Genomic DNA, 25,019 nt, shown 5'->3' on the forward strand with positions numbered 1-25,019 from the left:
TCTCTTCTCACGTGTTCGATGTTGTGTCTTCGACGACCACTCGATCTGCCTCGATATCTTCAAGCGTTGCGCCATGTCCACCGATTGTATACCGATCTTCGTCCGTCTCCATGACGAGTGTGGCCTGCTCGATCAAGTGGAATAGCGACGCCGATCCATCAGTCGCTGGCTCGCCCGCGTACTGGATGTCGACGATTCGTCCCAAGAACTCACAGGAGCGTTTCGTGTGTGTCCACCGGCCGTGAACCCGAGCGGTCACCGTCACGTCGTCTCGCAAAAGCGGTTCAACCATGCGAATGCAACCGCGGATTTCCCCGAAGACAACTGGCAGTTGCGTCGTGGAATCTCTGTATACCGACTCGGCGATCTCTGATAGCCCTGCCAGATAAAACCAGAACACGAATTCGTGAAGGGGATCATCGACGAGGATGCCATATTCGTCAGGTGAATCGATATAGAGCGCGAAACCGACCTTTCGATGGTCGATCAGTGCGGCGAACGGTTTTCCCCAACACGGAACTGTCCGTTGAACCTCCGTACAAACGCCTTCAAAATCCTCTGTCTGGAGCGAGAGCTCTTCATCCGGCAAAGGTTGGATCACGACATGAGTGTAAACGCCACGCTCGTGGGCCTCGCGAAGCGCGGGTCGGAGTTCCTGGAACTGGACAGATGTTACCGACAGAAGCACGTAGTCCTCGGCGTCCCGAATGTCACGTTTGGTTTGTTCAAAGACTGTTTCGAACCGCCGAACGATAGTGATCTCGTGGTCGTGAGCTTCCGGCTGGTGCCAGCGCGTTTCGATCTCTTCGATAGCGGTTTCGAAACGCCCAATGCGAGTCCTGATGGCTGCGAGTGCATCGGCTGGATCGGTTGCGCGGGCGTATAACTGGTCTTGTTCGTAGGTGACAACGTAACCGTTGTCTTCCAAGTCGCGGAGGACATCGTAGATACGTGGTCCTGGAACACCGCTTGCGGTTGCTACCTCACTTGCCGACGCTGCGCCGAGTTCAAGGAGCGTGACGTAGGCGTTTGCCTGATAGGGGGACAACCCAGCGTCTTTTAGCACGGAAATGAGTTCACCGGTTTCCATGATCGGTTTGTACGAGGTACATGGCTAAATCAGGAATGTTGAGTGGCTAGGAGCTACTGGTACGTTTATGTGTCTGAAATGATTTTTCTGATGATCTGAGTGTTCGGTGTGCATGCTTATCCAGTGCCCGCTGCCGAGGAAACACCGGCGATGAACCACCACTTGGTGCCGGCGCTCGGTTCCTGGTTTTTCTGTTCTTCGTTTGAGAGATTCCGGTGATGCTTCCATGCCATTGTAAGAGCTGGTAGGTGGGAAGAGGAGATAAAACTTATCAATTTTATTAACAATAGGTGTTGTAGGACAACAGGCGTTGTCCTAGTTCTCGATTTCATTCGAGACGAGGAGTGTTATCCGTCGCTTTCCCGAATAAGCGGAAGTGCAACACCCCCGGTACCCCCGACTCAATCTGTGCGCAGGCCGTAATACAGCTCCACGGCGACGCTAAGTCGGGGGATGGACGCCGACGCGACGTGCGAGGATTCTGCGGTTCGCACTTCGTGAGCCCGCAGTTCCGCTGGCCTCGAACGAACTCGGATTTCGGTTCGCATTCGATTCACGATTCGAATACGTTCGGTTTACGACCGCGACCGCTTCGGTGCGTGTTCTTCGGTCGCGTCAAGCCGCCGTTTGGCAACGACCAGCAGCGCCATGGCACCAAGCGAGAAGAAAACGTTCCCGGCCGCGTCGACGAGCGGGTCGGTGTCACCGATCGAGGGGACCTGTACGAATCCGTATCAGACGTACGTCAATAGCAGGCCAGCGGGAACGGCGAAATCGTGGTGCGAGGACCAGCCAGGTCGACTGGACCAGCGCAGGAACAGGCCACCGCCGAGTAGCACCAGTCCAACCATTCCGGCCGCGTTCAGGGCGGCGGGAATCACGTCGTGGACGATGGAGAGCGACATGAACGTGGACCCAAGCATGAAGGCCGTCGCGCCGACGACTCGGGCGTTGGGCGCGTGTTTCGTGGCGGTACTGGCAGTGTTGGTGCTCCCAGTGGCTCTCTCGACGCGACCGAGACCGACTGCGACGGCCACTAGCACCACGACGACGACCGCGCTGCCGACCAACTGCGCCCGCGAGGCCACGAAGGGGTCCTGTTGCTGGAAGACGAACAGCATCGCACAGCCGGCCACGAAGATGACCGCTGTCGTTGCGAGTCCCACGGACCCAGCCACGGTGCGTGGCGGCGTTCGGGTGTCAGGCTCTCGACCAGCGCGATGGGCACCGCGGTGCTCCAAATCGTGTGGATCCCCAGCACGAAGACAGTCCACCAAACGCTGATTCCCAGCCCGCTCACGTAGCCGTAGTCGAGCAATCGCAATCCGAGGTAGTCGGGATTGAACTGCGACTGGGTGACGAACGCCTCCTCTACGACGGCGTAGACCAGCCCGAGGACGACCATGCTCGGCCACCCGAGCCGCAAGCGACGCATCGTCTCGCGTATCAACAGCGCGCCATCGCGCCGAAGGACATGTAATCACGGCGTTCGTCGCACCACAGAATCAGTGACGCCACCGACGTGAACGAACTGACCGAACGTTGAGTGGACATGTCTTCTTCCGGCCGAATTACTATTCCGAGTGCAGACGACTAGATTTAACCAAGAGTGAAGTAGTAAAGTAGATAACTGAACTGTAGCCTATATCATTGTAAACTGCCTTGGGATTCAGCATTGTCGGAGAACAATATTCTTCTTGTATTGAAAAGTCTTAATCTGATTCTCTGAACAGTCGCTTTCTGCTTAAAATTTAAGCGAAAGTGGAATCCGACGGGCCGCCACCCTCGGGGGAGCAGATTTCGTTTGAACAATGAGCCAGCACCGTCCGAATCCCGGTATTGGCCCCTCTATCGTCTCAGATTTGAGAGAGGCTAACAATCTTCGAATATCGTCGATGTGTTGCCTTCGCAACCGTCGTTGTTGTATTCACCCGCTGTCCCCCGTAGGTATCACAAGGAGTGATGAGCGAATGGGACGAAGGAACGAATGCTTGAATTCCTGGGGCTGGCCACACCGTCCGATCCCGAGTAGCCTCTCGGAGACGACGGCTACGCCGCGTTGGTAGCCTCGAAGGCGTTGCGAACCCCGTCGCTCGGTGCGAGTTCGTCTAGTTCGTGCTGGATGTCCAAGTCCGAGTCCACTTCTCCACGCCGTTGCAGGGCGGCCAGTCGAGCAAGATACGACAGTCGGAACAGCCAAACGTCGTGGTCGACGTCATCAGCTGATTCGATATGGAACGTCGTCGCGTTCGAGTTTGGAACCACATGGTGTTCCTTTGTTTGACCCTCCTCGATCAGCTGGTCTCGGAGCGGTTTCGGATACCCGATATCTGCCAGTCTCGGGTGAAGATGTCCGATTTCGCTGCCAGCGACGTTGAAGCTCGTCGAATTGAATCGGCCTTCGCCCAGTTCGATGTGTGGCCATGATGCGACCATCTCGATGATCTGATCGCTCGGGCTCCGGGACCGAGCAGACTCGTCGTCGTGCATGTCAATTACTCCCAGTCACCCTAGGGTTGGCAACGAGATAGCTGTTGTTCGTCATTAGGCTTTATGCGAATCGTTCGTCGCATTCTGGGTATCCTGTACGTGGTTCGTGAAAAATTCTGTCAGGACTGGAGCCATCGTCTCGGGCGCGGCCCGGATGGGCTCGCCCTCGAGCGTTTGTCGTGTCGCGTGCGGCATCGTTGTCGCCAGCGTGTCGGCTGCTTGTCGAAAGCTCGGGGGACTCACGCTCCCGTCGAGCACGAGCGTCGGCATTGTCGATCGTTTCGCGTCGTCGACCGGAACAGTGCCATCGTCCAGGATGGCGTTGTCATAGGCCAGCGTCGGTGCCACACCTTCCATGAGCGGCCACTCCGGCCCCCGTTTCATGTCCTCGAGCATTTCGGGAGGCACCATGTCGGCGAGGAAGAACTCGATCACCTCGTCGCGCTTGCCGGCTTTCAGGAGGTCGTCCATCTCCTGCCGGAACTCCGAAAATTGTTGTTCAGCCTCCTCGCCGACCTCGACCGGCGGCTGGTTGAGAGCGAGCTTGGTGACCTTCTCCGGTTCGAGTTGGCTAGCCGCCTTCAAGGCGAGGACGGCGCCTGACGAGATCCCGTAGAGGTACGCCAAACCGCCTGCCTCGTCGATGAGGGCATCGATGTCTTCGATTTCCCGCTTGATGGCGTAGGGCACGGTGTCCGTGCTCTTGCCACGGCCACGGCGATCGTAGGTGTACGCCGTGAAGTCAGAAGAGAGCGCGGCCGCTAGGGATCCAAGGCCGAAATTGCCTCGGTAGGCCAATGCGCCATCGACAAGAAAGACTGCTGGTCCCTGTCCCGTCTTCTCGTACGCAATTTTTGTACCGTCTTTCGATATCACTTGTGGCATGTTCAATTCCCCTATCCTATACGTCATTCCTCTTATTGACAACCACGCTGAGCGCCCGTGGACGCACGAGCACGCTTGCTCGCTATAAACTTCTGAAGTACACTGGTCATTCTGACATGAACCCTCCGAGCCCAGATTGCTCATGCTCCAGCGGCTCAATGACTGTGGGATCGTTGTGACTCGGATTGTTCACCCGCGTCGAGATCATGTACGCGGCCAAATCGTCCTCCGGATATGGTTGACACAATGCTTCCCGCTCGTCTGGCCCTGCCGAGAGCCACCGGTCTTCGTCATCACGTGCGAGTACAACGGGCATACGATCGTGGATTGGCTTCATCAGCTCGTTGGGTTCGATCGTCAGGATCGTCACACACGAATCGCTTGCTCGTCACCTTCCCATACCTCCCAGAGGCCAGCCATCGCGAACGCCGGAGTGTCCTCGCGACAAACTCTATATGGCTGCTTTGGTCCACCATTCTGTTTCTGCCACTCGTAGAATCCGGACGACAGGACAAGACACGGTCGGGATTCCCACGCATCCTGGAATACTCGTTTTCGCTGGCCGTTTCGGAACGGGCATTGATGATTCCCTCTTCGGGCTCGTCTGCCCAGAAGGGAATTAGCCCCCAGTGGCACTGATCGATCTCGTCGGTTGCCTCATTCGTGATGACCTGGAGCGGCTCGAGGAGCTGTTCGTCCAGATCGATGCTGCCCGGCAGTTCCTAAAAATGGGCGTCATCGAACGACAACAGGCCCGCCTGTCTCGACTGTTGATCGGGACGGGGATCTCTGCCGTGATACTCGCCGCGGTTGGCATCTTCACTTACTGCGATATCGTCGGGCTGAACCTCCCCCGTCCCACGCTCGTAGTCGTGGCGGGGACGCTCATCCCGCTTGCGATCCTGGAGGCGTACGTCCTCCGCGTGGCGACGATTGCCCGCCAGACGGCGTCGTACGGGCCGTTCATCCCCGAGTCAGACGACTGACGGCCGCTCCGTTGCCGCCGACGGCCACCGATCGTCGAGGTCGTTCACTAGATGGCCGTCTCAACGCCCCCGTAACCATGATGGTTCGCGACAACGATATTACACGGGATGCAGCGCGTCGACAGAGACACCATCGTTCACGACTGGCTCTTTCTTGAGCAGGAGACTGGGAATGTCGACGACGAAGTACACGTCGACAAACTCACTCCGGACGAGCAGTTCGAGCGACTGCGGACGTTGTGGTCACTACCGCGGTGGGATCTGGACAGCCTCTCGCTGGCGTAGTATCGGACTGAACTTAGCGAACCGCTGTTCTACTCGATCCGGCACGCGTGGGGCCAGTTCGGCGTCTCAGGGACGGTACTCGACGTTGCACAAGCAATTCACCGGGATGACCCCGGCCCGGAGTGACGGTCGGTGCTCGTCGAACACTCGGATCTCGTGGCCGAGGTCGAAAGCATCGTTGACCAGCTTCCGGATCCGCCCGACGGAAAACACGTCATCGAGTCGAAACCGGGGCATACGCCGATGCTACTGGACGGCAACCACCGCGCGACGGCCATCGCGCTGCACCTGCTGCGGACTGGCGAGTTCGTGCCGGTGCCGGCGTACGTCGCGAAGCCGACGTACGTCCCGTTCACCTCCCTCGACGAGCGGTTGCAGGCAGTGATATTCGAGTACCGGCACACGTGAGGCAGTCTCCGGTCGACGTAGGACTACCGCGGACATCCGCCGCGGCGTCGCGGACGCCTCAGAAGAGGAAGTCGTCAAACCGCCTCGTCTCCCAGGCGTCAGGAGCGCACGAGTTCGAGTTTCTCCCCGATGAGTATGGGTCGACGTACAGCCCCGCCAGCATGAGCGAGGAGTGGCTGGAGGTTCATACTGTCGACCGGTACCGCGAGGAGCTCGCGCGGATCGCGCTGCTCAGCGGGAACGTCAACACCGTCTGGCGCGATCGATTTCAGAACCGCTGGGGGTACGTCGACGAGATCTGGCGCGAGGGGTGGGACGACGGGAGGGGACCGTCCCCGCCCGGGCGGTCACGGACGCCGCCGTCGACTACCTCCGGAATCAGGTGGACGACCAGACCGACCGAACCGTCGTCTGGTACTTCCAGCCCCACCGCCTGTTCGTCCCCGTCGAGTGGTCCGGCGGCTTCCGCTACGACCGATTCACGGATCGGAAGGGGGAGATCGAACAGGAAAACGAGTTCAAGTGCTACCGAGATGACGACCTCTCGCGCGAGCGCCTCTGGGCGGGGTACGAGGCCAATCTCCGGTATGCGCTAGCGGACGTCAAACTACTGGTGGACAACGCCGACGCCGACCGGACGGTGATCACCTCCGACCACGCCAACCTGCTGGGCGAGTGGGGCATCTACGAGCACCCGCGGGACTTCCCGGCCCCGGCGCTCCGGTGGGTGCCGTGGGTTTCCGTCGACACCGACGCCGATTGTCGAGTAGTTCGGTGATCTTTGTGTCTGAAAGACCCGCGGCCGTCTCGTCGTTCACTGCATCGCTGAGTCCTGCGTCTGTATTGTTTAATCTCATATACTCTTCCTTACTGATCTTGCCAATCTTTTAAGTCGAGTTGTATACGGTTGACCAATTAGCGTCAATTCTGTCAGGTCGCCACAGCAATTATGCGCTATTCATTCAATGTCTCGTTGTCTTTCCACACTCGTGGCATTCCGTGATGTGATAGGGCTCGTGCGAGAAGGCAGCATTCTCGCTCGTTTCGCTTTCAGTTCACATCTCAATTCGAACGGAGTGGGGTGTTTCTCGCTAACAGTTTTCACATGCTTCAGTCGTGGTCATGATTAGGTTTGGTCAATCGGTTAACCGGTTCACGTTCGATGATGTGTAGTCGCTTATTCCACCATAGAACACCAAAAGGCATAATAGAATCATGCGGCAGCAAAACACCGCGTCGGCATTCTCCGATTGAATCCACATAATTTGGCGATTATGGTGCGTGGACACTCATACTGGGTATCACATGGTACTGTGAACGAGTCAGAGACCCACTGTCGGTGCGCACGCAGTTCTCAACTGCAGTAGCCCTCACTATAGTTATTAAGATAGTACACGAGAGGATAAGATAGCTAAATACAAGGTCAGCAACGCCTGAGCATGGCAAGTACGGAGATACAGTATCTAAACAGACCTTTTTGTTCGAGGATCTCGAACTACGGGTCAGAATAAAGAGCCATCACGCTTACAGTGATGGCTCACGTTACCTAGGTACTAACCACTTATACCACCGCGTAATTCACCAGAGTTGCGGTGAAGGATCTATGAGCATGCCCGAGATCTCCGACGACACACCCGCGGAAATTTTCGCACTCGTTGCCCAGCCACGCTGTCGTGTTATTCTCTGTTATTTACTTCAGCAAGACCGTCCGCTTTCACTCACCGAACTCACACGCTACATCACTAGACAGGAAAGCGACAGTTCTAGTCAAGACTTTCACTCCGACAAATATGATGAGGTCTATGAATCATTGACGCGGGAGCATATTCCTCGCCTACGAGAAGCAGGGTTGCTCACCCAGAAGCAAACGTACGAGCAGACCGTGATCACGCTCACAGAGCGTGTTCAGTACGTGAAACCAGCGTTGCGTCCGTATGAACGTACTCCCCGTAAATACCATATCGACTAGTGGTGGGCGTGGTGTGTGTGTTAGAGTGATACTGCATGCTTGTCAGCCGCCGAGCGATAAATTGCATCGATTACTCGCTGGACGGTAAGGGCTTGTTCGACGGTGTTCTGATTCGGGGCATCCCCTGTTCGCACCCCGTCCACGAACATGCGCTGCTCTGCCGTAAAGGCGTCTTCTGGCCGGGTTTGGAGTGTTACATCAGAGAGATGATCGGCGCCGACCGGACTCGATTTATAGATTGTAAGTGACTCGGTGTCCCGGTCGAATCGGGCTCCAGCTTCGGTGCCGCGGATGAAATAGCTCTGATTTGCCGGACAATTGGCCGCCCACGCCACTTCCAGCGCAATCGTTTTGCCTTCAGCACACCGGAGAAAGGCACTGACCGAATCCTCAACGTCGAACTGTCCAGGGCCCGTATCCTCACCCCACATATTGAGATATATGTAATCCTCGCGATCGCCGAATTGTGAGCGAGACGTCGCGCTTACCTCTAGAATCGCTGGGAATCCATGGATATAGAGGGCCAGGTCAATTGCATGCACGCCGATATCAATGAGTGCACCGCCTCCAGCGACCTCGTGTGTTGTAAACCAAGTGCCCCGCCCGGGGATGCCGCGACGACGGATGAAATTCGCTTCAATATGCCGAATCTTGCCAAATCGACCTGCATCTTGATACCCCTTAATGGTGCGAACCGACGGGTAAAACCGCGTATGGAAACCAACCATACAGAACGTGTCCGCGTCTTCAGCAGCTTTTGCGATGCGCTCAGCACTTTCAAGCGTGTGCGCTAGTGGCTTCTCAAGGAAGACAGCAACATCGGCCTTGAACGCGGCAACCGCATACTCCTCGTGAAACCGATTGGGTGTCGTAATGATCACGCCATCCAATCCAGTCGCAAAGAGTTCGTTAGCCGTGTTGAACACCTGTGTCTCGTATTTTTCTGCAAATTGTTCTCGCGCTTCGGCGCTAATATCGGCGCCCCCAGTGAGGTTTACATTGAGGTCACGTAGGCGATCAGCATGATAATGCCCAATATTCCCAAGTCCGATGATACCGATTTGGACAGAGTCGTCTGCATCGCTAGGAGGTGAGCTATGAGCTGACATTGCACGTGCAGACGACGACCATGCACTAGTAGTTTGTCACGGCGAACAGAGGAGACTGAATTCTTTCTTTAGGGAGAAATTATGTAGTGGTGTCCAGAGTATATTGCAATATTAGATAGTGAATAAAAAGCGTGATCGACCAAATGAGATAACCAACTAGGAACAGCAAGAGAATTATCTCGGAACCGACCACCAAAACGATGCATAACTTCCGATATTTGAGTGAGAGCTCATTCTACACGACGGTCATTCTCGGCAATGTACTTGCGGAGTTCGCCTGGGAGTGGTGAGCACTCGTCTATCGTTGCGAGAGAGCGGTCTCTCCTCGATGTATCTTGAATCGATCTCCCCTCCTCGAGAATGAGAATACGACCAACCATCACCGAGACCGAGATGCGGAAACAGAAGATGTCCTACGTACTAGGAGAGTTGATAATGTAGCTGTGGTTCTTAATCGGCGGATTGACATCCGAAAAATCATTAGCAAAAACAATATTATACGCTTTAATACCAGCAGTTGATGAAATAACTTCTTAATCTAGTAGCTTATCCTAATAGCTGGATGTTCAGGAAAGTTAATGGCGTTTCGAGGCGGAACATACTCAGAGTAGCAGGCGGTTCCCTCGGTGCAGTCAGCGTAGGAGGGTTTGCCACAGCAAAGCCAGACGAGACTGTCGAAGTGAACATTGGCTACAAGTCACAAGCGGGTCAGCAAGCTGCACAGAACACAGCCAGCGATGTTATTCGTGAGTTCAAGTTCGACGCGCTCACGATTCGTGCACCAAAACGAGCAGTAACAGGACTCCAACAACGCGGTGACCTCCGCTATGTCGAAGAAAACGGGACAGTCAAGGCACTCGCACAGACGCTACCGTGGGGTGTTGACAGAGTTGACGCAGAAGTCGCTCATTCTAATGGTGAGACGGGCAGCGGCGCCGACATCGCCATCATTGATACTGGTATCGATAGCACTCATCCCGACTTACAGACGAATCTTGGCACCGGCCAATCTTTCGTGACGACAGGAGGGTATCCAGCGTGGCAAGATGATAATGGACACGGTACGCATTGTGCAGGGATCGCAGATGCAGTAAACAACAGTCAAGGAGTCGTCGGCGTCTCCACGGAGGCGACACTCCACGCAGTCAAAGTGCTCACCGCCGCTGGATCTGGGACGACTTCTGATGTCGCTGCAGGGATCGAATACACGGCTGACCAAGGTTGGGACGTCGGCAGTCTGAGCCTCGGTTCTGATTCTAGTTCCCAGACGCTCAAAGACGCGTGCCAGTATGCACAGAACAAGGGTGTTCTACTCGTTGCGGCAGCAGGTAATTCCGGGCCGTGTACTGACTGCGTTGGCTATCCGGCCGCATACTCGTCGGTCATGGCCGTTAGTTCAACAAACAAAAATGACGGCCTCTCGTCATTCTCCAGTCAGGGTCCAGAAGTCGAGATTGCTGCCCCAGGAAGTAACATCTACTCGACGTATGTTGGAGGAACATACTCGACACTCTCAGGGACGTCAATGGCGTGTCCGCACGTCTCCGGCGCCGCTGGGCAACTCATGGCGAACGGGTTCACGAATGATGAGGCACGACAGAAGCTGATGAGCACTGCTGAGGACATTGGTCTTTCCGCGAATGAGAGTGGTGCAGGCCTCTTGGACGTGGCCGCCGCACTCGGCTTCGACTCCAACGATAGCACCTAAGCTCCTATCCATTTTCGCCGTAAGCAGAAGTGAAATCTAGCAGGTCACCGCCCTCAAGGAAGCACGAAACCTTTTACTGCCAGCAAGAAGCTTCTTCTCAATCTAAATTCCAAGTGCAGTACGAGTACGTGCCTACAATGAACATGGCACTGTCAGGAACGTGGGAGTGATGCTATAGGGAGCTTATCGAGTTGTCCCACGTTTGTCGAGCGGATACCGGATCAGTGTATTTCACGGTGAACTCACTATGACCTCACCCGACGCAAAAAGTATGCTAGTCACTCACTTAGTAGTTGGGTTCACGAACGTGACCGAGCTTACCTCAGCAATATATGTCTGCCGACTGTGAAAAACTCCTCCTTTGAACGTGGTGACAGGGGTAGTTACTAGGTTCCGTGAAGTCCACATCCGCCGGGCGAACTTATTACGATTCACCCGACACTCGTAGTGTGTAAGTGTCTCACTTAGCTACTCTGGCTCAAGAATGTGAACACAGCAACCTTGTTCATGGCTGTGAAACGTGGATAATAGTAGTGGTTTGGCTGCCCCGTGCGATCCACGTTCGCTGGGCATGTCCGAACGTCGATGCAAGACCCGAAATAGTGAGACAGGTTCACAATCAACTTAGAAGTTCGGTTCACTGTAGTCAGTGGAAAAGGAGATCATGCGAACAATTGCTGGCACCGGCGGGGTAGCGTCACTCCTCCATCCGTACAAGCGTCCAGTAGACGACGCCCACCGGGAGCGTCCCCAGGGCGAACGCAGTCTGATACGAGGGGTCGGCAAGAAGGGTCTCTCCAAGACGCTCTCGCTGAGCACGACTGCCCCAATCGTGGCCGTGTAGGAAGTGAGTTGTTGGTTGAGCTGTTCGATCATTGCCTGATATTGTTTTCGGATAAAAAGGCGAGGATTAGGCTCAATTCTCGTGCCGGGTGTAGGCCAGTACGAACACAATTGCCATCGCGACCGTGATACTGGCCGCAATAACTAGGATTAGGAGATTCGCTGTGAGGTCAGCAAGGGCAAACAATACCATCGCAAGTGCGCCAAGCTCTAAGCCACGCCGTTGCCAACCATCGTATCGATCGCCTTTCGACACGCGCACATATATGAACGTGAGCTCGAGTAGTCCCGGCAGCATGACGTCCGTGTACAGCGCACTGATGAGGAGAGCACTCACTGATACAAGCCATATACCCCCGTGGGGAGTAGCAAGGTATCGACGCCACTGGAGAACATCCAAAAGAATCCAGTGCCCACCAATGCAGCTTGTACACATGCACCCAACCAGTATCACAGCCTGATATTCGTTGCAGATTATCTTGTAACTGGCACCTCGCACCTACGCCACCACATCGTGGTGTTTATTCATCGTTACACCTTTGAAAAGGCGCGTGGTCGAGACTGAGTGGCGGGCCACCCGATATCATGTATCTCGTATTCCGCTCCGTCAACTAAGCAGAGCTACCTATCAGATGGAAGCAGTTGTGTGGGAAACTCTTTACTGGGTGGAATGAGAGGGAGACTCCTATAGGATTGAAGTCGGGCATCGACGTGACCAACCCACCAGAAGAGTACTTACCGCCAACGGGTGGTTATACGGTTGAGGAAATCACTTGCATTGCAAAAGAGGCGACAACACTCCTCGAAGTGTGCCAACAAACAATCCTCTCACGGCATACCGTTCGCAAAGTCCTCCGTGCCTGTACACAGTATCACGAAGTGGAGTTTGGGTTCGGGAATGATGTGGAGAGTACAACGACTCGGATCGAACAGTTGCGGAAGAAAATGGAGTGATGTAACCTCTCCTTTGACCATAACCGGAAGTAGAAATGGGCAAGTCGAGGCGATCCACGAAGCAGAAAACCTACCATCGCCAACAAAAGGGATTTGAACGTCGAAAACCCCTCAATTCAAAGCGAGAACATGCTCCCGTCGTAATTAGTATTTTATCCTAGTGCTGAGTAGCGTGACTGGCAGTCGTCCGATTTGATCAGGAGTTATGAGAGTTTGTGTTGTCCTGTTCTCTTTGGATGTCATAGGTCGTCCAGACCCACCAAATCACGTATGCACCGCCAATAGTCGCTAGCACAAATACGGTGGCCCAGAACAGCACTGTCAAGATGGTAAAGAGTGCCAATACCATATCTCATCCTAGCTTGTCCAAGTATATCAGTCCCCCAATCGTGATAGAATGCCATCTACTGTACTTTTCTGATCTTCTTCTCAATAAACCGACGCTATTTTGGTTGATATACCTACACCAAGTATTTATTCATATATTTAATCGGAAACAAAAGATTTCAATACGTAGTGTGAATAGTGACAGAACGCTGTATATTACTTTAAAATGGACTCACAGAAACAGACTCGTTCAGCGTCATATTTTCACTCCCGGTGGAGTACTTCGAGAAGTGGCTGTGCAAACGGATGGACTTGTTACGATGGTTGTGGGGACAGAGATGCAACGAACAATTGCCTGACCATCACTATGAGTGTCTCACCTATGGCGTCCACTTACGGCATCAGGGTTGTATTTGTCCTAAGTGTGGCAGTTACCGAGTCGAAAATCATCGCTGGCAGTAGTGCCGGCAGAACACTATGATCAGTATCTTCTAGCTGAATCGACGAAATGTGGCGATTATGGTACGTGGCACCCGTGTTAGGTTCGAGCGGATCGTACCCATCAACTCGAACATGCACTTCCCAGTACACTGAAAAGTTCTGCATCAAAGTAGCCTGTTTCATCTCCTCTCTTTTAAAGCAACCTTGTAAGGACAACCCTAGGCTTTATAGAATTTGCCTGAGTGCGTCGAACGTAATGACTCCTATCCCAGATGGGGGAGATGACTATCTATCGAAATCTGACGACGAGTTACTCATCGATGGGTACGAGGACGTCACATTCTTCCGCACAGTGGTGGAGGAGGCAGGCGAGGCCATTCTGACACTTGATACCTCAGGGATGGTTGTGTATGCAAATTCGGCAGCAAGTGACCTCTTTGGATACGATATCGATGAGCTAGTTGGTCATCCAGTGCGCATTCTCTTCCCCCCACAGTACGAACAGTCTTACTATGATGAATTTGAGGAGGCGGTTCAAGTCACGGAAAGCACGTCCGAACCAGTGAACCGAACGACACTCGACCGGATAGGTCTCCGTACAGATGGAGAGATAATCCCACTCCGATTCTCATTTACTGAGCATGCGTACAATGGCCAGCGAGTGTTTACTGCGATCATCCGGGATCTCACCGAGCAAAAAACCCACGAACAGAAGCGTCGTGACAGCGAAGCGCGTTTCCGGCAAATCGCAGAGCATATCGATAGCGTGCTCTGGATGGCAGATGCCGCCCTGACCGAGGTACTGTACGTAAACTCGGCCTATAAAGATGTCTGGGGGCGCTCACGCGAATCGCTCTACAGCGAATTATCGACGTTTATAGAAGCCGTCCATCCTGACGATCGCGAGCAGGTCGAGGAATTCCTAGACCACCTCGTCCAAGATTCGCGAGCCAGGACACCGCAGAGTGAATACTTTGTAGATTATCGTGTTGTCCAGCCCGATGGGACGATTCGGTGGGTCTCTGATCGCGCCTTTCCTGTCTATAATGACGTGGGAGAGCTCCATCGAATTGTTGGGATTGTCGAGGACATCACGGCGCAGAAACAACGGGAAGAAACGCTGCAGCGCCAACGCGAGATCCTCCAGACGATTTCCGAGATCAATACCGTCCTCAGGCAGGTCAACAAATCGATGGTCGAGGCGACGACACAGAGCGAGATCGAGGCGTTGGTCTGTGAGCACCTCGTCACCTCAGACCTCTACCAGGCAGCACTGATCGGAGATCTTGAGCCAGCAACCGAAGGTATTGATATTCGCACAGCACGTGGTGTTGAGCAGGCGTATCTCGAGGCTATCCGCGAAGCAGATCCAACGGATACTGAACAGGGGGCGGCAGCACAAACAATCGAAACTGGTGATATTCATGTCGTTGACGATATCGAGGCTGATCCAGCATTTCCAGCGTCCGTCCGTGAGGCTGCCTTGTCCCACGGATTCCAATCTGCGATCTGTGTGCCACTCATCTATGGCGAGACGACCTATGGTGTCCTCGTCGTGTATGGGACACAGCCCGCGATGTTTAGCGAGCACGAACAAGCGATCTTCGACGAGCTAGGTGAGACACTCGATTATGCGATCTACGCCCTCAAAACCCAACAACTCTTATTTACGGATCAAGTGGTTGAACTCGACTTTGATCTCACTAAGACGGACGGCTTTTTCGTCACTGTCTCAGACGAACTCGGCTGCTCATTCACCCTTGATGGGATTGTCCAGACCAGCGATGGTGACCTCCTAGAATATATTGAGGCAGAAGATGTATCTCCAGAGCAAATTCTCGAGCACGCTGACCGCTCTCCGCATGTCCAGCGAGCGCGGTGTATCACCACGCATGAGGAGACGAGCAGGTTTGAATTTCTGTTTCAGAGCGAAACAACCACTTCAAACCGCCTCCTTGAACGCGGTGCCGCCATCAAAACCGCAACCGCCACGAATGGACAGGGGACACTCACTGTCGAAGTGCCTAATACAACCGAACTCCGGCCATTTATCAACGCTGTCCAGACTGTCCACCCCCAAGCCACCCTCGCTGCCAAACGAGAGCGCGAACGCTCGGGTGACTCGGCGACCGGCTTCCGTGAGCAGGTGCACGAACAGCTGACTGACCGTCAACACGAAATCTTGCAATCAGCCTATCTGAGTGGCTACTTCGAGTCGCCCCGTGAGAGTACCGGTGCCGAGCTGGCCGACACGCTTGAGATTTCGGGGCCAACGTTTCATCAACACTTGCAAGCCGCTCACCGCAAACTCCTGACGACGTTCTTCACACCCCCAGCAGCAACCAGTAAAACGTAGAACTGACGTGGATATCAACCCGATCGGGCGTGCCTAACTAATAAGGTGTTGTGGTTTTAGTCACAAGCACTAACGTAGCTAGTAATGATACCTGTAAACGCTACTCATCCGACCCACTCCATCGGGACGGTCTGCGACCTACTCGCTAATAGGCACCGACGGGTCGTCCTTGATCACCTCCAAGACGGAGACAGTGACGCTGTGACTCTGACTGAATTAGCTGCGGTCATCCAAACACAAGTGGACGACGTGGAATCTGAGCAGCAAGCCCGAACCATACTCATCCACAACCATCTCCCAAAACTCGCTGACTACGATATCATCGAGTACGACCAGCGGAGTGAGACCGTGCGCTTTTGTGATGGCATCCAGAATGAACTGCTCTTTGAGCTTGGTGGATTCTACAAGTAAGCGCAGAGCACCAGTAGTCATCTCGTGACGCTGCTCACTAACTGCGTCGACTGGGCTTGTCTCAATACTCACAGCGGGGGAAGCAGTTTTGATTCTCCATGGTGGGGGAAGCGTTGGAGAAGCATCGTTTCGATATATTCTATCTCTAAGTGAGGAATACAAAGTAATCGCACCGACGTTGCCTGTTGGAGTATCTACTGTCGAGGATACTGTAAAGGGACTTCATACAATATGCGAGAAAGAGGATATCGAGGAGGTCCACTTCTTAGGATTCTCACAAGGAGGAATGATAGCCCAGTGCTTCGTGCGGGCCCATCCAGAACTCACACAATCGCTAATTCTGTTCGTCAGCATGGGTCCAAGCCAGGACTACGCAAAGAAATTCAACCAGTATCGGACGATGATTGGTCTGGTTCCCGCCCCGCTATTTAGGTTGCTCAGCAAATACTTCATAACGAAGCAGATTAGCGCCGAAAGCGTCAACTCATCGGAAGCGGAGAAGGAATTTTGGTTGACATTTTCCCGAGAGATGTTTGAATCGAGAAGAATGAATAAGGAACTGATGCTCTCACAAACCGATGTGCTGATCGACTACTTTGAGAACTATCGATTTACAAAAGACGATCTGGAAACCTGGGATGGAGCTATTCTAATCATTGAGGCAGAGAATGATCGAATTGTGAGTGACAAAGAACGACAGGACTTGAAGGAGCTCTATCCTCAAGTGAAGACGATACTGCTGGAAAATTCCGGGCATTTTGGAACAGGACTGTTACAGCCTATGGAAATCATCAATAAAATTTCCGAGTTTGTCTCGAATAGTTCTCAGCAGGGTCAAACCTGAGAGGTGATACACAAACCACTATCGAATGGATGTATCGCACCGGGAAGCGCTTTCACGTCACCGAGAAGGAGTCCGACGACAGTATACCCATGCGTAAGCAGTTCTACCTCCCGAAACGGTCGAGCTCGGAGGACGATGCGGTCGAGGAGCTATCGGACGTGTGGAAAGAGATGTCCTAGAGTGATAGAAACGGTTCCTAACGAACCATCATAGGGAAAGTTCATTTGAGCCGTTCAGATGAACGGTTGCCCTGGTTTATATCGACCTTGTATGGTTGGAAAGTAAACTCTGGCAGGAGGCAATCAGGATGGAACAATTCTCCACGCCACTCCCAGGCCCGTTGGCGATCTACTGGTTGCTGACATCGATAGCAAATCACTCGGTGGCTTGAATCAGCAGCCGACTGTTTAGTCATCGGTGTCCTCCGTGAGGTATCGTTTCGATTGCGATACTGCCAGAGCCAGTCTCGTGCTCCGTTCTCAGTTGGAATCGATCTTCTCCTTGGAGAGAAACTGAAGTACGAGGTTGGCGTTGTTTCTGCAGCAAGTGGCATGTCGGTCAATTTCTAGGCGTAGCCAATGATTATCTCGTCCCGCTTTTTGGACCCTCTCTACCCCCAGTATGGCGGGGTTGTTGGTGAAGAGCGACGCCGATCGGCTAGGGCACGCGAGAAATCGGGGGAAAGGTGGGGGAAGTGGGTGGCGTGTGGATGACAGGCAAAACACTCTCCCCACGAGTGTGGTATGTGCTTCAGTAGCATGAATCCAGAGGGTTGATCCCACTACCGGTTACGTCGAACCGACGCGCACCGATTACAGCAGCACTCCCGGGGGAAAACAAGGTCGAACTGGCTTAGAGCACAAGACTTCCAATCCACCAGGCGAGCAGGAGGAGACTGATCCAGAGAAGTAATTGGCTCAACAAAAATATTCGGATGTACAGTGCCGACTGGCTTGCACCCATGTTACCAATAAACATGGAGAGACGTATTAGTTCTTTGGTGGCCTGAACGTTGAAAAATACAAACGCTACTTCCTCCTGGTCTCTGCTGGCGGGTTTCGTACTTCTTCGACGCCTCGCCGATGTTAGTATGCTGTACTAGCCTACGAAAGCCCCTGGAAACGTTTCCAACCCTTTGCATAGAGATCGGTTCGGGGTCACCGTGGGGTGCTCACTGCCAGTTATGGGTTTGTGGAGAAGTGTCAAAGGAGTATTTCACTGTTCACGAAGCTTATTATCTACTAGATACATCTCCGTAATATGGAAGCATACACAACACGCATTCTCTTCGGGCAGAATCGAACGATTTCCGTCCGAATGCTTCTGTTGGGAGTTGCCTGGTTTGCAGTAGTGTTCGGGGTGTTGGGTAGGAGTATATTAGGGGGACTTTGGGTCGTGTTTGGTGGAAAAGCAATCTGCATTGGCGCAATTTTCAGCGTTATTGGGGCAGCTACTGCCGATAGTCTCTTTTAGGTAGTCAGATCGATGAACGTCCCGTGATCGTCAATATTTCGAGGATGTAAACGCCATGAATTACAGAGGATGAGCAAACTAATCGCAACCGTTTAACCACGGGTACATCGACGCAGAAGAGAGATATGGCGTGAGCATCTGTACGATTTGTATGGCCGGCACAGTTGTTGAAGTGGAACATGAATAAACGGATTTTGGCAGATTGGCGAAACGGTGAAGCAATTTCGTATGATATTGCATCTGTAGGCGGAGTAGGCCAAGTGCCTCGGGGCTTGACTCCGAGACGGTTCACTCGGGAACTCGGTGATTTTCGACCACATCTCGAATTTCGCGTGCTTTCACCCGACCGTGAGCAAGGAGCGCCATGAGAACAGCGGTTTGATAGCGAAGTTTAGCTTTTGCACCACGTTTTGAAGGTTCGTCGGAAAGCACAGCAAGTAGCATCCCACCCATATCCTGATACTCAATGGACCCATTCACCGTTTTTGCTTGAATACCGTCGACTGACCGTGAGATAATTTCATGCGCGTCTCCTTTCTCGATACTCAGATATATCGTTCTGAAGCTCACTAACTGCTTCTTCGGGGGGACTTCATTTGAAGGATTCGCCACCCCCAATCGCTCGAACATTCATCAGTAGGTGGAATTAGGCGATGTACTGCGAGACAGAATCGGCGTTTTGAATGAGGACAGTGCCAAGGATGCTCATGAGAAGTACACCCGCACTTGCTGGAAGATAGGAGGCGGGGTCTGGACTTCCGCACCTACATACCCAATGAAGTGGTGATCGCGGCAGGCAAGATACGTGATAGAATCGTCATCTGAAAGCCGAGAATGGCGATAGGTCAGCCCAGTCTCCCGAATATCATCTATGAGCGTGTACTCGCTTACCGCCGCCATTTCACGCTGGGCGGGGAGCCACAAGTCGTCAATATTTGAGGAAGGCTTCACTCGCCGTGCTCCCTCGATACCTAATTGTCTGACTCCGTGGATCATACTCGATGAGGCGGTGATCGGCGAGAGCTGGGAGATGCTGATGTACCAGGACAATCTGTGCCTGGTGGTGTGCTGTGATCGAACTCCGCATTGGGACGTCCGGCCCTGAGCAACGGTGGAGTCTTTGCTACACCGGCTATACAACGCGGTGGTTCTCAATCAACTAATGAAACTTTTTACTCCTCTATCTTTGAGAATGGGCAGCCTGGTCATGCAAATATATGAGCCAAATGAGCTCGATCCCGACGAGAGTGGCAGTGATTCCAGGAATTAAAAACACGACATTCGGGGCACATTGGCTCTCAACTCCACCCAATTTACATATCGGATGCTCGAATGCATACCAAATCGCAAGCCCTCCACCAACAATGCTGAGCACACCGTATCCATGCAGGGAGTGGGTTCGCTTCATCTACCTCCTGTATTAATGGCCGATATCAATAGTCTTATGTAGGTTTGAAGTGACATACAAACAATACGAAAGAAAAACTATCGACAGGAGCTAAGCGTATCTCACGGACGAATAGGCTGCCGAAGGTGACTGACGCAGTCATATAGTCTAAAATATGATCGATCACTGTTTCGCTTCCTCAGGACGGGGCGAAGTCAGAAGATATCAGCTAGGGAGCGATCGTGGATCACCATACGCACATTGACGAGATGTTAGCCGTTGAAACCTAATCGGAAGGAACGAGACTATATCAATTGTTGACCATCGATCACGAAATACCCGAGCGCTTCCGTTGTGTGATTAGTTTCGGCGTCCCGACTTTGTTCTTCCTCGATACGCACGTCGACGGTCGAATCGCGGAGGTTGCGATAGCGGAGTGCAGCGGGATCGCCACCATCATACGTTTGCATATCTGCGATAAAGATCGGCTCTTCATATAATCGGTCAAATTCGGTCGAATGCCACGTCTGGGTAACTGTGTTTGGTGTCAGTCCTGCTTCGAAGCGAACCGTGTTTAGCTCGCTAACACCTGGTTCAGCAGCAATGTAGCCAACAGTCTCCGTTGCATGAACGGTGTCTTGGGCCTCTTCTTCTTGCAGCCGAATCACTGTCTCGTTGCTCGAGACGTTTCGCTGCCGGGTGACGATCGGATGAGGGCCGTTGAATGTCTGTGTTTGCGTCAGGACGACGGGAGCCGTCGTAAAGTTCTGGGAGAATGGTTTTCTCGAGAACGTGTGATTCGTGGTCATCGTCCCCACTTCAATCCGCGTGCCCGTCTCAGAAGTGTATGTTCCAGCATCCAAGACGAGGTAGGAGATGGTCTCTGCGGTATGCGTTCCATCGAGATATGCCCACTCTTCGAGTTGGAACTCGAAACTCTGCCTCTGAACGTTTCGGAGTCGGATATGGCACGGATGAGAGCCATTGTACGAAAGGGGCTGCATCAGCACGATTGGATTGTCATAGGCGCCCTCAAGAGAAACCGTGTGCCACGCTCCGGGAGTCGGTTGGTTGGTGGTCACGGTTCCCGTTTCGCCGATCGAAACCGCAGCCTCCACGTCGACTAACCCGTATCCCTGTTGCGTTGAATCAAGTCCAATCGATTCGGCTGTGGAACGTAGCCGCCCACGAGCACCACCGGGATTTTCGTAACTCTCCTCGGTCAGGGTATCGCTACTATCGTAGGTGATATTCGTTGCGTTCGTATCTCCAAGTGCCATCAATTGTGCAGCTGCACCACCAACGTGTGGACAGGCCATCGACGCCCCTGAAAACGTCGCATACCCTCCAGCGACCGTCGAGTACACGTTTGCTCCAGGCGCGGCCAGTTCGACTGCCGACCCAGTCGAAGAAAACGAAGCAATACGGTCATTTGGGGTTGTTGCACTGACCGCGATTACCTCGGGATACGCAGCAGGATAATTCACACAGCCAAGACATCCATCGTTTCCAGCTGCGGCGACGAGGAAGACGCCTCGTCGGTAGGCGTATTTACAGGCATCATGAATGGTTCGTGATCCAATTGGGCTTCCAAGACTCATCACCGCGACATCCCAGCCCTGATCCGCGACATATCGGATTCCAGCTGCGATCTGTGAATAATAGCCACTCCCAGTACAATCCAATGCTTTTACCGCGTGGAGTGTTGCTTCCGTACTGACCCCAATTACTCCGAGTGAATTGTTTACTGCATTCGTGGTTCCGGCGACGTGCGTCCCGTGATTATCGTCGTCATCCCAGGGTTGGCGACACGCGTTTCCGTTTGTTTGGGTACACGGATTTCCCTCTGCTGTCGTCCCACATGAGATATAGGCCTTACCTGCTCCCAAATTGGGCTGAAGGTCCTGGTGATCGCTATCGATCCCAGTATCGATAATCGCAATATCAGCGCCGGATCCAGTATACCCCTTGTGATGGGCCTGTTCGGCATCGATTCGATCAATACCCCACGGGAGTGTCTGACTGCCCGTTGTTTCGTGATCGATCGCCTGCTTGAAGCGGTCTTGTTCTACGTAGGTCACATCACAGCGATTCCTCAGTTTCGTGCGCGCTCGCTTTGAAAATCGGCCGACGACGGCTGTAGAGAATGATCCGAGGTCAATCGTTCGACGAACCGTCTCTGCTTGGTCGTGGGCTGCTTCAATAGCCGATTCCGACTCCGTGCCGACGATAACTCGAAGAGGCTGGTCACAGGATCTCGGTCGTTGCAAGCCGAGTGGAATGATACCAATGCCAGCCGACTTTTTGAGTATTTCTCGGCGTGATGAATCCTTCATATATTAACCTAGCACAGGAAACGTAATTAGAAATATTTATCTTAGTATGGAATACATTATCCGATATTATATTTTATCAGTTTTGTTTATTGACTATCACGATGGTCCTCGCATCAACAGTGCGGGTGAATTCCTCACGAGCGCAGGAGGGAATATATCGAGAGGTTTCCGTTGCTTTTGTTTCACTTTCAGGCACCACATAACAATACTTAACACAGTCATTGGAACAACTGCGAGCGTCGCACTGACCTTGGTGACACGGTGGACGCTCGATCGTACAGAAACACGTCGCGTTACGACTGGTGCCATATTCATGGTTGGCGTGGGGGTGCTCACTCCACCGTTCCCCCACTCTGCCCCAGGGGATTCCGGGGCGAGAACGGGTTGCTCGCAGGTATGAGCATCATCGACGTGCAGCAGGTTTGCACTGTCGGTAGCGGCTACCTCACGGTGGCCTCAATGGTTCGATTCCATCCCCGTTCGTCTTTTCACGTCCATTACACGATTCATGGCATCTTAGAACCCAGTCACTCGTCCATTTTTCCATCTCACCATCACCACACCAACAGCGACGAGTCGGGGAGTTCACCACCATGGTCATCCGGGAGATCCGATACTGGGGTGACGGCGTCGAATCGAGGCCCCTTCTTCACTCGATTCTCATCGTGATCTCAGGTGAGAAAGCCGTGTATCTCTTTTAGGATTTTAACCAGTAGTAACAGCAGTTTGAGGACGGTTCATCTATGGTTTAAGAAAAAACGTTCCATTACGAACCATCTGGACATAACTGATCACCCCTGTGAACGCTCACATGCCGTAAAGGATTTCATAAATACGTGACAATGGCTAGTGGGAGAACAATGCACGATCTGACTGGCTTTCAACGAGACCTGTTGTACGTGGTGAAGGGGTTAAATGATCCACATGGACTTGCCATCAAAGACGACCTCGAAGGCTACTACGACAAGGAAGTACATCACGGGCGACTCTATCCAAATCTGGATGCACTCGTCGACAAAGGGCTGATTGAGAAGAGCGAAAAAGATCGCCGGACGAACATCTATACGCTGACTCAGCGTGGCCAGCGAGAAATCGAAGCTCGGAGAGACTGGGAGCAAGAGTATCTCGAGCAAGAGGTTCCAATAGCCTAACAAACGCGCATCATAGCATTCCTTTAGGCAATCCACCACAGCACTGACCTAACTCCCGTTCTGCAGTAACATGAAACCTCGATGAACCGTATCCCACTAGAGTGGAGTAGACAACTCACATTCTCTCGGTAGCAAACCCCCATCGGTCACGGTCGCTGCGCGATTTCTTTACAACCTACTCCAATCGTGAATACGGGGCGATATCGAAACAGGATCTATCAAAGTTGGAGTAATATACTAATCCATGAATTTCCGACCGATAGCTCTCCTCTGCGAGAAGAAAACTCAGGATCGGCCATTTCTCGGAGGCAAATCTGGATACAGAAACGGAGAGTAGTGCGAACGAAATATGCTTCCCCGAGGGCGGCTACCCGTGCGATTCCACTTCCGCTTAGTGACGAATGCGGAAGTAACGAAGACACCACCACTTCCAGTGTATTCCCCCGATATAGGCTCTCTATTTCTCAGTATCAGTACTTCCTAAGTCTATAAATTGCATACTGCTATATAAAATACCATCTCTCCCAGAGACCACAGTTTCGGGGGATGGCCGGTTTTCGGCAATTTTGGAGTAGATGACGGACCAAATCTGCCAACGCAGTGGGGTTCAGAATCAGTTAGCGGACTGAACTCCACAGGTGCGAGATAATAGCGCGAAATTCTTTCTCCTCGGATAGTGTTTCCACTCGCAAAGGGCGAACTGAGTGGGTAAAGGGTTAGTCAGGCGGAATCAGTGCTGAACAGACCAAATCAAAACACTCACCAGCTGTGAGACCTGGCGCATAATCAATCTCGCCGTTGACACCTGCTTTCAACAGGAAATCGGTAAGACGCCAGATGTTGTGGAGCAATACCGCAAACACGAAATAGAACAGCCATACTCGATAATCCTTGGAGGAAGTCTTCGCCAAGAAGTCGTTCTTGATGCTCTTGTACTCGTTCTCGATCTACCAGTGATACATATATTCTCGTAAAATCTAGACTTCCCATTCGTCATGAACACTGAATATCGGCGACGACCCACGGACTCGATTCAAAGATTGCCTCGTCATTCACCTCGAGCCATTCTCCTAACTCGAAGAGCGATGTTAGTTACAATTCTGGAATCAAACTGAGGGTTTTCGGTTTGATATTGATCAGGGAGTTAATATTCATTATAATATGTTGATAATTGGTCAAATTAGTCTAGTAACCGAGAGATTATCATCCTCATATTCGGCGGTATAGGAACTAAATAAGTAGCCGATTCCTTGGCAACACTTCTACTTTTTGTCCTGAATCTCATCGTCAGATATGCATATGGGGTGATCTCCCCCATACGAAATTATCAAACACGATAATGATTGTTCTAAATCGGAATCCAAAACGAGCGTTTGAAAATTCATCCGCTTTTATATTGGATCAATCTCTGACAACCACCAATTCGGGTATCCGTTACAATTCTATTTGTGTAATGTTTATCGGGAAGCCTATACTGCTAGTTCTCTCCTAGCAGTCAATTGTCGACGGTTCCTGTTTGTTATTAACAGGCAAAGAGAACGGCTGTCCTTGTCTTTGACGAGAAAA

The 25,019-nt window shown here is 52.7% G+C and carries 21 protein-coding genes and 4 pseudogenes; 11 read left to right on the forward strand and 14 right to left on the reverse strand.

Annotated elements, in window-relative coordinates; all coding sequences use genetic code 11:
• Positions 1-7: 7 nt before the first annotated feature.
• The 6 genes and pseudogenes from LIW51_RS30460 to LIW51_RS39610 form a co-directional block, all read right to left on the reverse strand.
• The gene (locus LIW51_RS30460; RefSeq protein WP_227379796.1) at positions 8-1,090 is read right to left on the reverse strand and encodes a TrmB family transcriptional regulator; all 1,083 of its coding nucleotides are present in this window, start codon (positions 1,088-1,090) and stop codon (positions 8-10) included.
• 734 nt (positions 1,091-1,824) lie between these two features.
• Positions 1,825-2,256: a hypothetical protein gene (locus tag LIW51_RS30465; RefSeq protein ID WP_227379797.1), complete on the reverse strand. Its 432-nt coding sequence runs from the start codon at positions 2,254-2,256 to the stop codon at positions 1,825-1,827.
• Between the two features lie 47 nt (positions 2,257-2,303).
• A pseudogene (locus tag LIW51_RS40540) lies at positions 2,304-2,525 on the reverse strand (hypothetical protein); the annotation flags it as partial.
• Positions 2,526-3,139: 614 nt separating this feature from the next.
• Positions 3,140-3,580 (reverse strand): luciferase domain-containing protein, encoded by a 441-nt coding sequence (locus LIW51_RS30475; protein WP_227379799.1) that lies wholly within the window; start codon positions 3,578-3,580, stop codon positions 3,140-3,142.
• Positions 3,581-3,634: 54 nt separating this feature from the next.
• Entirely contained in the window at positions 3,635-4,465 is an 831-nt protein-coding gene (locus LIW51_RS30480) for an alpha/beta fold hydrolase (protein WP_227379800.1), read from the reverse strand.
• Positions 4,466-4,571: 106 nt separating this feature from the next.
• A pseudogene (locus LIW51_RS39610) lies at positions 4,572-5,148 on the reverse strand (SOS response-associated peptidase); the annotation flags it as partial.
• Here LIW51_RS39610 and LIW51_RS30490 point away from each other — a divergent pair.
• The 4 genes from LIW51_RS30490 (at position 5,095) to LIW51_RS30505 (ending at position 6,922) form a co-directional block, all read left to right on the forward strand.
• Positions 5,095-5,451, forward strand: coding sequence for a DUF7972 family membrane protein (locus tag LIW51_RS30490; protein WP_227379801.1), 357 nt, complete (start codon positions 5,095-5,097; stop codon positions 5,449-5,451). The pseudogene LIW51_RS39610 and the gene LIW51_RS30490 sit on opposite strands and share 54 nt — an antisense overlap.
• A gap of 108 nt (positions 5,452-5,559) precedes the next feature.
• Complete coding sequence (locus tag LIW51_RS30495; protein ID WP_227379802.1) at positions 5,560-5,736, forward strand: hypothetical protein; 177 nt, start codon at positions 5,560-5,562, stop codon at positions 5,734-5,736.
• 132 nt (positions 5,737-5,868) lie between these two features.
• A complete protein-coding gene (locus tag LIW51_RS30500; protein ID WP_227379803.1) occupies positions 5,869-6,144 on the forward strand; it encodes a hypothetical protein in 276 nt (91 codons plus the stop codon).
• A gap of 310 nt (positions 6,145-6,454) precedes the next feature.
• On the forward strand, positions 6,455-6,922 hold the full coding sequence (locus tag LIW51_RS30505) for a hypothetical protein (RefSeq protein ID WP_227379804.1): 468 nt from the start codon (positions 6,455-6,457) through the stop codon (positions 6,920-6,922).
• 184 nt (positions 6,923-7,106) lie between these two features.
• On the opposite strand, the pseudogene LIW51_RS40150 reads toward LIW51_RS30505, so the two are convergent.
• Positions 7,107-7,187: pseudogene (locus tag LIW51_RS40150) on the reverse strand (DUF7835 family putative zinc beta-ribbon protein); the annotation flags it as partial.
• A gap of 560 nt (positions 7,188-7,747) precedes the next feature.
• On the opposite strand from LIW51_RS40150, the gene LIW51_RS30510 reads away from it, so the two are divergent.
• Positions 7,748-8,113 carry a DUF7344 domain-containing protein gene (locus LIW51_RS30510; RefSeq protein ID WP_227379805.1) on the forward strand — a complete coding sequence of 122 codons (366 nt, stop codon included), beginning with the start codon at positions 7,748-7,750 and terminating at the stop codon, positions 8,111-8,113.
• A 20-nt stretch (positions 8,114-8,133) separates the two neighbouring features.
• On the opposite strand, the gene LIW51_RS30515 is transcribed toward LIW51_RS30510, so the two are convergent.
• Positions 8,134-9,222, reverse strand: coding sequence for a Gfo/Idh/MocA family protein (locus LIW51_RS30515; RefSeq protein ID WP_227379806.1), 1,089 nt, complete (start codon positions 9,220-9,222; stop codon positions 8,134-8,136).
• A 562-nt stretch (positions 9,223-9,784) separates the two neighbouring features.
• Here LIW51_RS30515 and LIW51_RS30520 point away from each other — a divergent pair.
• Together LIW51_RS30520 and LIW51_RS30525 are read left to right on the forward strand one after the other, a co-directional pair.
• Positions 9,785-10,930: a S8 family peptidase gene (locus LIW51_RS30520; RefSeq protein ID WP_227379807.1), complete on the forward strand. Its 1,146-nt coding sequence runs from the start codon at positions 9,785-9,787 to the stop codon at positions 10,928-10,930.
• Between the two features lie 664 nt (positions 10,931-11,594).
• Positions 11,595-11,774 (forward strand): hypothetical protein, encoded by a 180-nt coding sequence (locus tag LIW51_RS30525; RefSeq protein WP_227379808.1) that lies wholly within the window; start codon positions 11,595-11,597, stop codon positions 11,772-11,774.
• 72 nt (positions 11,775-11,846) lie between these two features.
• On the opposite strand, the gene LIW51_RS30530 is transcribed toward LIW51_RS30525, so the two are convergent.
• Positions 11,847-12,110 (reverse strand): hypothetical protein, encoded by a 264-nt coding sequence (locus LIW51_RS30530; RefSeq protein ID WP_227379809.1) that lies wholly within the window; start codon positions 12,108-12,110, stop codon positions 11,847-11,849.
• 1,641 nt (positions 12,111-13,751) lie between these two features.
• Here LIW51_RS30530 and LIW51_RS30535 point away from each other — a divergent pair.
• From LIW51_RS30535 to LIW51_RS30545, 3 genes are all read left to right on the forward strand, one after another.
• Complete coding sequence (locus LIW51_RS30535) at positions 13,752-15,851, forward strand: bacterio-opsin activator domain-containing protein (RefSeq protein ID WP_227379810.1); 2,100 nt, start codon at positions 13,752-13,754, stop codon at positions 15,849-15,851.
• Positions 15,852-15,935: 84 nt separating this feature from the next.
• Positions 15,936-16,262 (forward strand): DUF7344 domain-containing protein, encoded by a 327-nt coding sequence (locus LIW51_RS30540; RefSeq protein WP_227379811.1) that lies wholly within the window; start codon positions 15,936-15,938, stop codon positions 16,260-16,262.
• Between the two features lie 88 nt (positions 16,263-16,350).
• Positions 16,351-17,106 (forward strand): alpha/beta fold hydrolase, encoded by a 756-nt coding sequence (locus LIW51_RS30545; protein ID WP_227379812.1) that lies wholly within the window; start codon positions 16,351-16,353, stop codon positions 17,104-17,106.
• Between the two features lie 1,761 nt (positions 17,107-18,867).
• On the opposite strand, the gene LIW51_RS30550 is transcribed toward LIW51_RS30545, so the two are convergent.
• From LIW51_RS30550 to LIW51_RS30560, 4 genes are all read right to left on the reverse strand, one after another.
• Positions 18,868-19,209 carry a hypothetical protein gene (locus LIW51_RS30550; protein WP_227379813.1) on the reverse strand — a complete coding sequence of 114 codons (342 nt, stop codon included), beginning with the start codon at positions 19,207-19,209 and terminating at the stop codon, positions 18,868-18,870.
• Between the two features lie 75 nt (positions 19,210-19,284).
• Positions 19,285-19,530, reverse strand: a complete 246-nt coding sequence (locus LIW51_RS30555) for a hypothetical protein (protein WP_227379814.1) — start codon at positions 19,528-19,530, stop codon at positions 19,285-19,287.
• A complete protein-coding gene (locus LIW51_RS40155; RefSeq protein WP_438267476.1) occupies positions 19,508-19,666 on the reverse strand; it encodes a DUF7344 domain-containing protein in 159 nt (52 codons plus the stop codon). Before LIW51_RS40155 ends, LIW51_RS30555 begins: the two co-directional genes overlap by 23 nt.
• Positions 19,667-20,271: 605 nt before the next feature.
• Positions 20,272-22,302, reverse strand: a complete 2,031-nt coding sequence (locus tag LIW51_RS30560; RefSeq protein WP_227379815.1) for a S8 family peptidase — start codon at positions 22,300-22,302, stop codon at positions 20,272-20,274.
• Between the two features lie 860 nt (positions 22,303-23,162).
• Here LIW51_RS30560 and LIW51_RS30565 point away from each other — a divergent pair.
• Entirely contained in the window at positions 23,163-23,453 is a 291-nt protein-coding gene (locus LIW51_RS30565) for a PadR family transcriptional regulator (RefSeq protein WP_227379816.1), read from the forward strand.
• A 716-nt stretch (positions 23,454-24,169) separates the two neighbouring features.
• On the opposite strand, the pseudogene LIW51_RS30570 reads toward LIW51_RS30565, so the two are convergent.
• Positions 24,170-24,400, reverse strand: a pseudogene (locus tag LIW51_RS30570) (transposase); the annotation flags it as partial.
• Between the last annotated feature and the right edge of the window lie 619 nt (positions 24,401-25,019).

Origin of the sequence: Haladaptatus halobius (assembly GCF_020618475.1) — an archaeon.
GTDB lineage: Archaea > Halobacteriota > Halobacteria > Halobacteriales > Haladaptataceae > Haladaptatus > Haladaptatus halobius.

Excerpts from the sequence above, each read along its gene's own strand:
- LIW51_RS30460 (WP_227379796.1), bottom strand. The coding sequence starts at position 1,090 with ATGGAAACCGGTGAACTCATTTCCGTGCTAAAAGACGCTGGGTTGTCC.
- LIW51_RS30475 (WP_227379799.1), bottom strand. The coding sequence starts at position 3,580 with ATGCACGACGACGAGTCTGCTCGGTCCCGGAGCCCGAGCGATCAGATC.
- LIW51_RS30480 (WP_227379800.1), bottom strand. The coding sequence starts at position 4,465 with ATGCCACAAGTGATATCGAAAGACGGTACAAAAATTGCGTACGAGAAG.
- LIW51_RS30495 (WP_227379802.1), top strand. The coding sequence starts at position 5,560 with ATGCAGCGCGTCGACAGAGACACCATCGTTCACGACTGGCTCTTTCTT.
- LIW51_RS30510 (WP_227379805.1), top strand. The coding sequence starts at position 7,748 with ATGAGCATGCCCGAGATCTCCGACGACACACCCGCGGAAATTTTCGCA.
- LIW51_RS30515 (WP_227379806.1), bottom strand. The coding sequence starts at position 9,222 with ATGTCAGCTCATAGCTCACCTCCTAGCGATGCAGACGACTCTGTCCAA.
- LIW51_RS30520 (WP_227379807.1), top strand. The coding sequence starts at position 9,785 with ATGTTCAGGAAAGTTAATGGCGTTTCGAGGCGGAACATACTCAGAGTA.
- LIW51_RS30525 (WP_227379808.1), top strand. The coding sequence starts at position 11,595 with ATGCGAACAATTGCTGGCACCGGCGGGGTAGCGTCACTCCTCCATCCG.
- LIW51_RS30535 (WP_227379810.1), top strand. The coding sequence starts at position 13,752 with ATGACTCCTATCCCAGATGGGGGAGATGACTATCTATCGAAATCTGAC.
- LIW51_RS30540 (WP_227379811.1), top strand. The coding sequence starts at position 15,936 with ATGATACCTGTAAACGCTACTCATCCGACCCACTCCATCGGGACGGTC.
- LIW51_RS30550 (WP_227379813.1), bottom strand. The coding sequence starts at position 19,209 with ATGTTCGAGCGATTGGGGGTGGCGAATCCTTCAAATGAAGTCCCCCCG.
- LIW51_RS40155 (WP_438267476.1), bottom strand. The coding sequence starts at position 19,666 with ATGCGGAGTTCGATCACAGCACACCACCAGGCACAGATTGTCCTGGTA.
- LIW51_RS30560 (WP_227379815.1), bottom strand. The coding sequence starts at position 22,302 with ATGAAGGATTCATCACGCCGAGAAATACTCAAAAAGTCGGCTGGCATT.
- LIW51_RS30565 (WP_227379816.1), top strand. The coding sequence starts at position 23,163 with ATGCACGATCTGACTGGCTTTCAACGAGACCTGTTGTACGTGGTGAAG.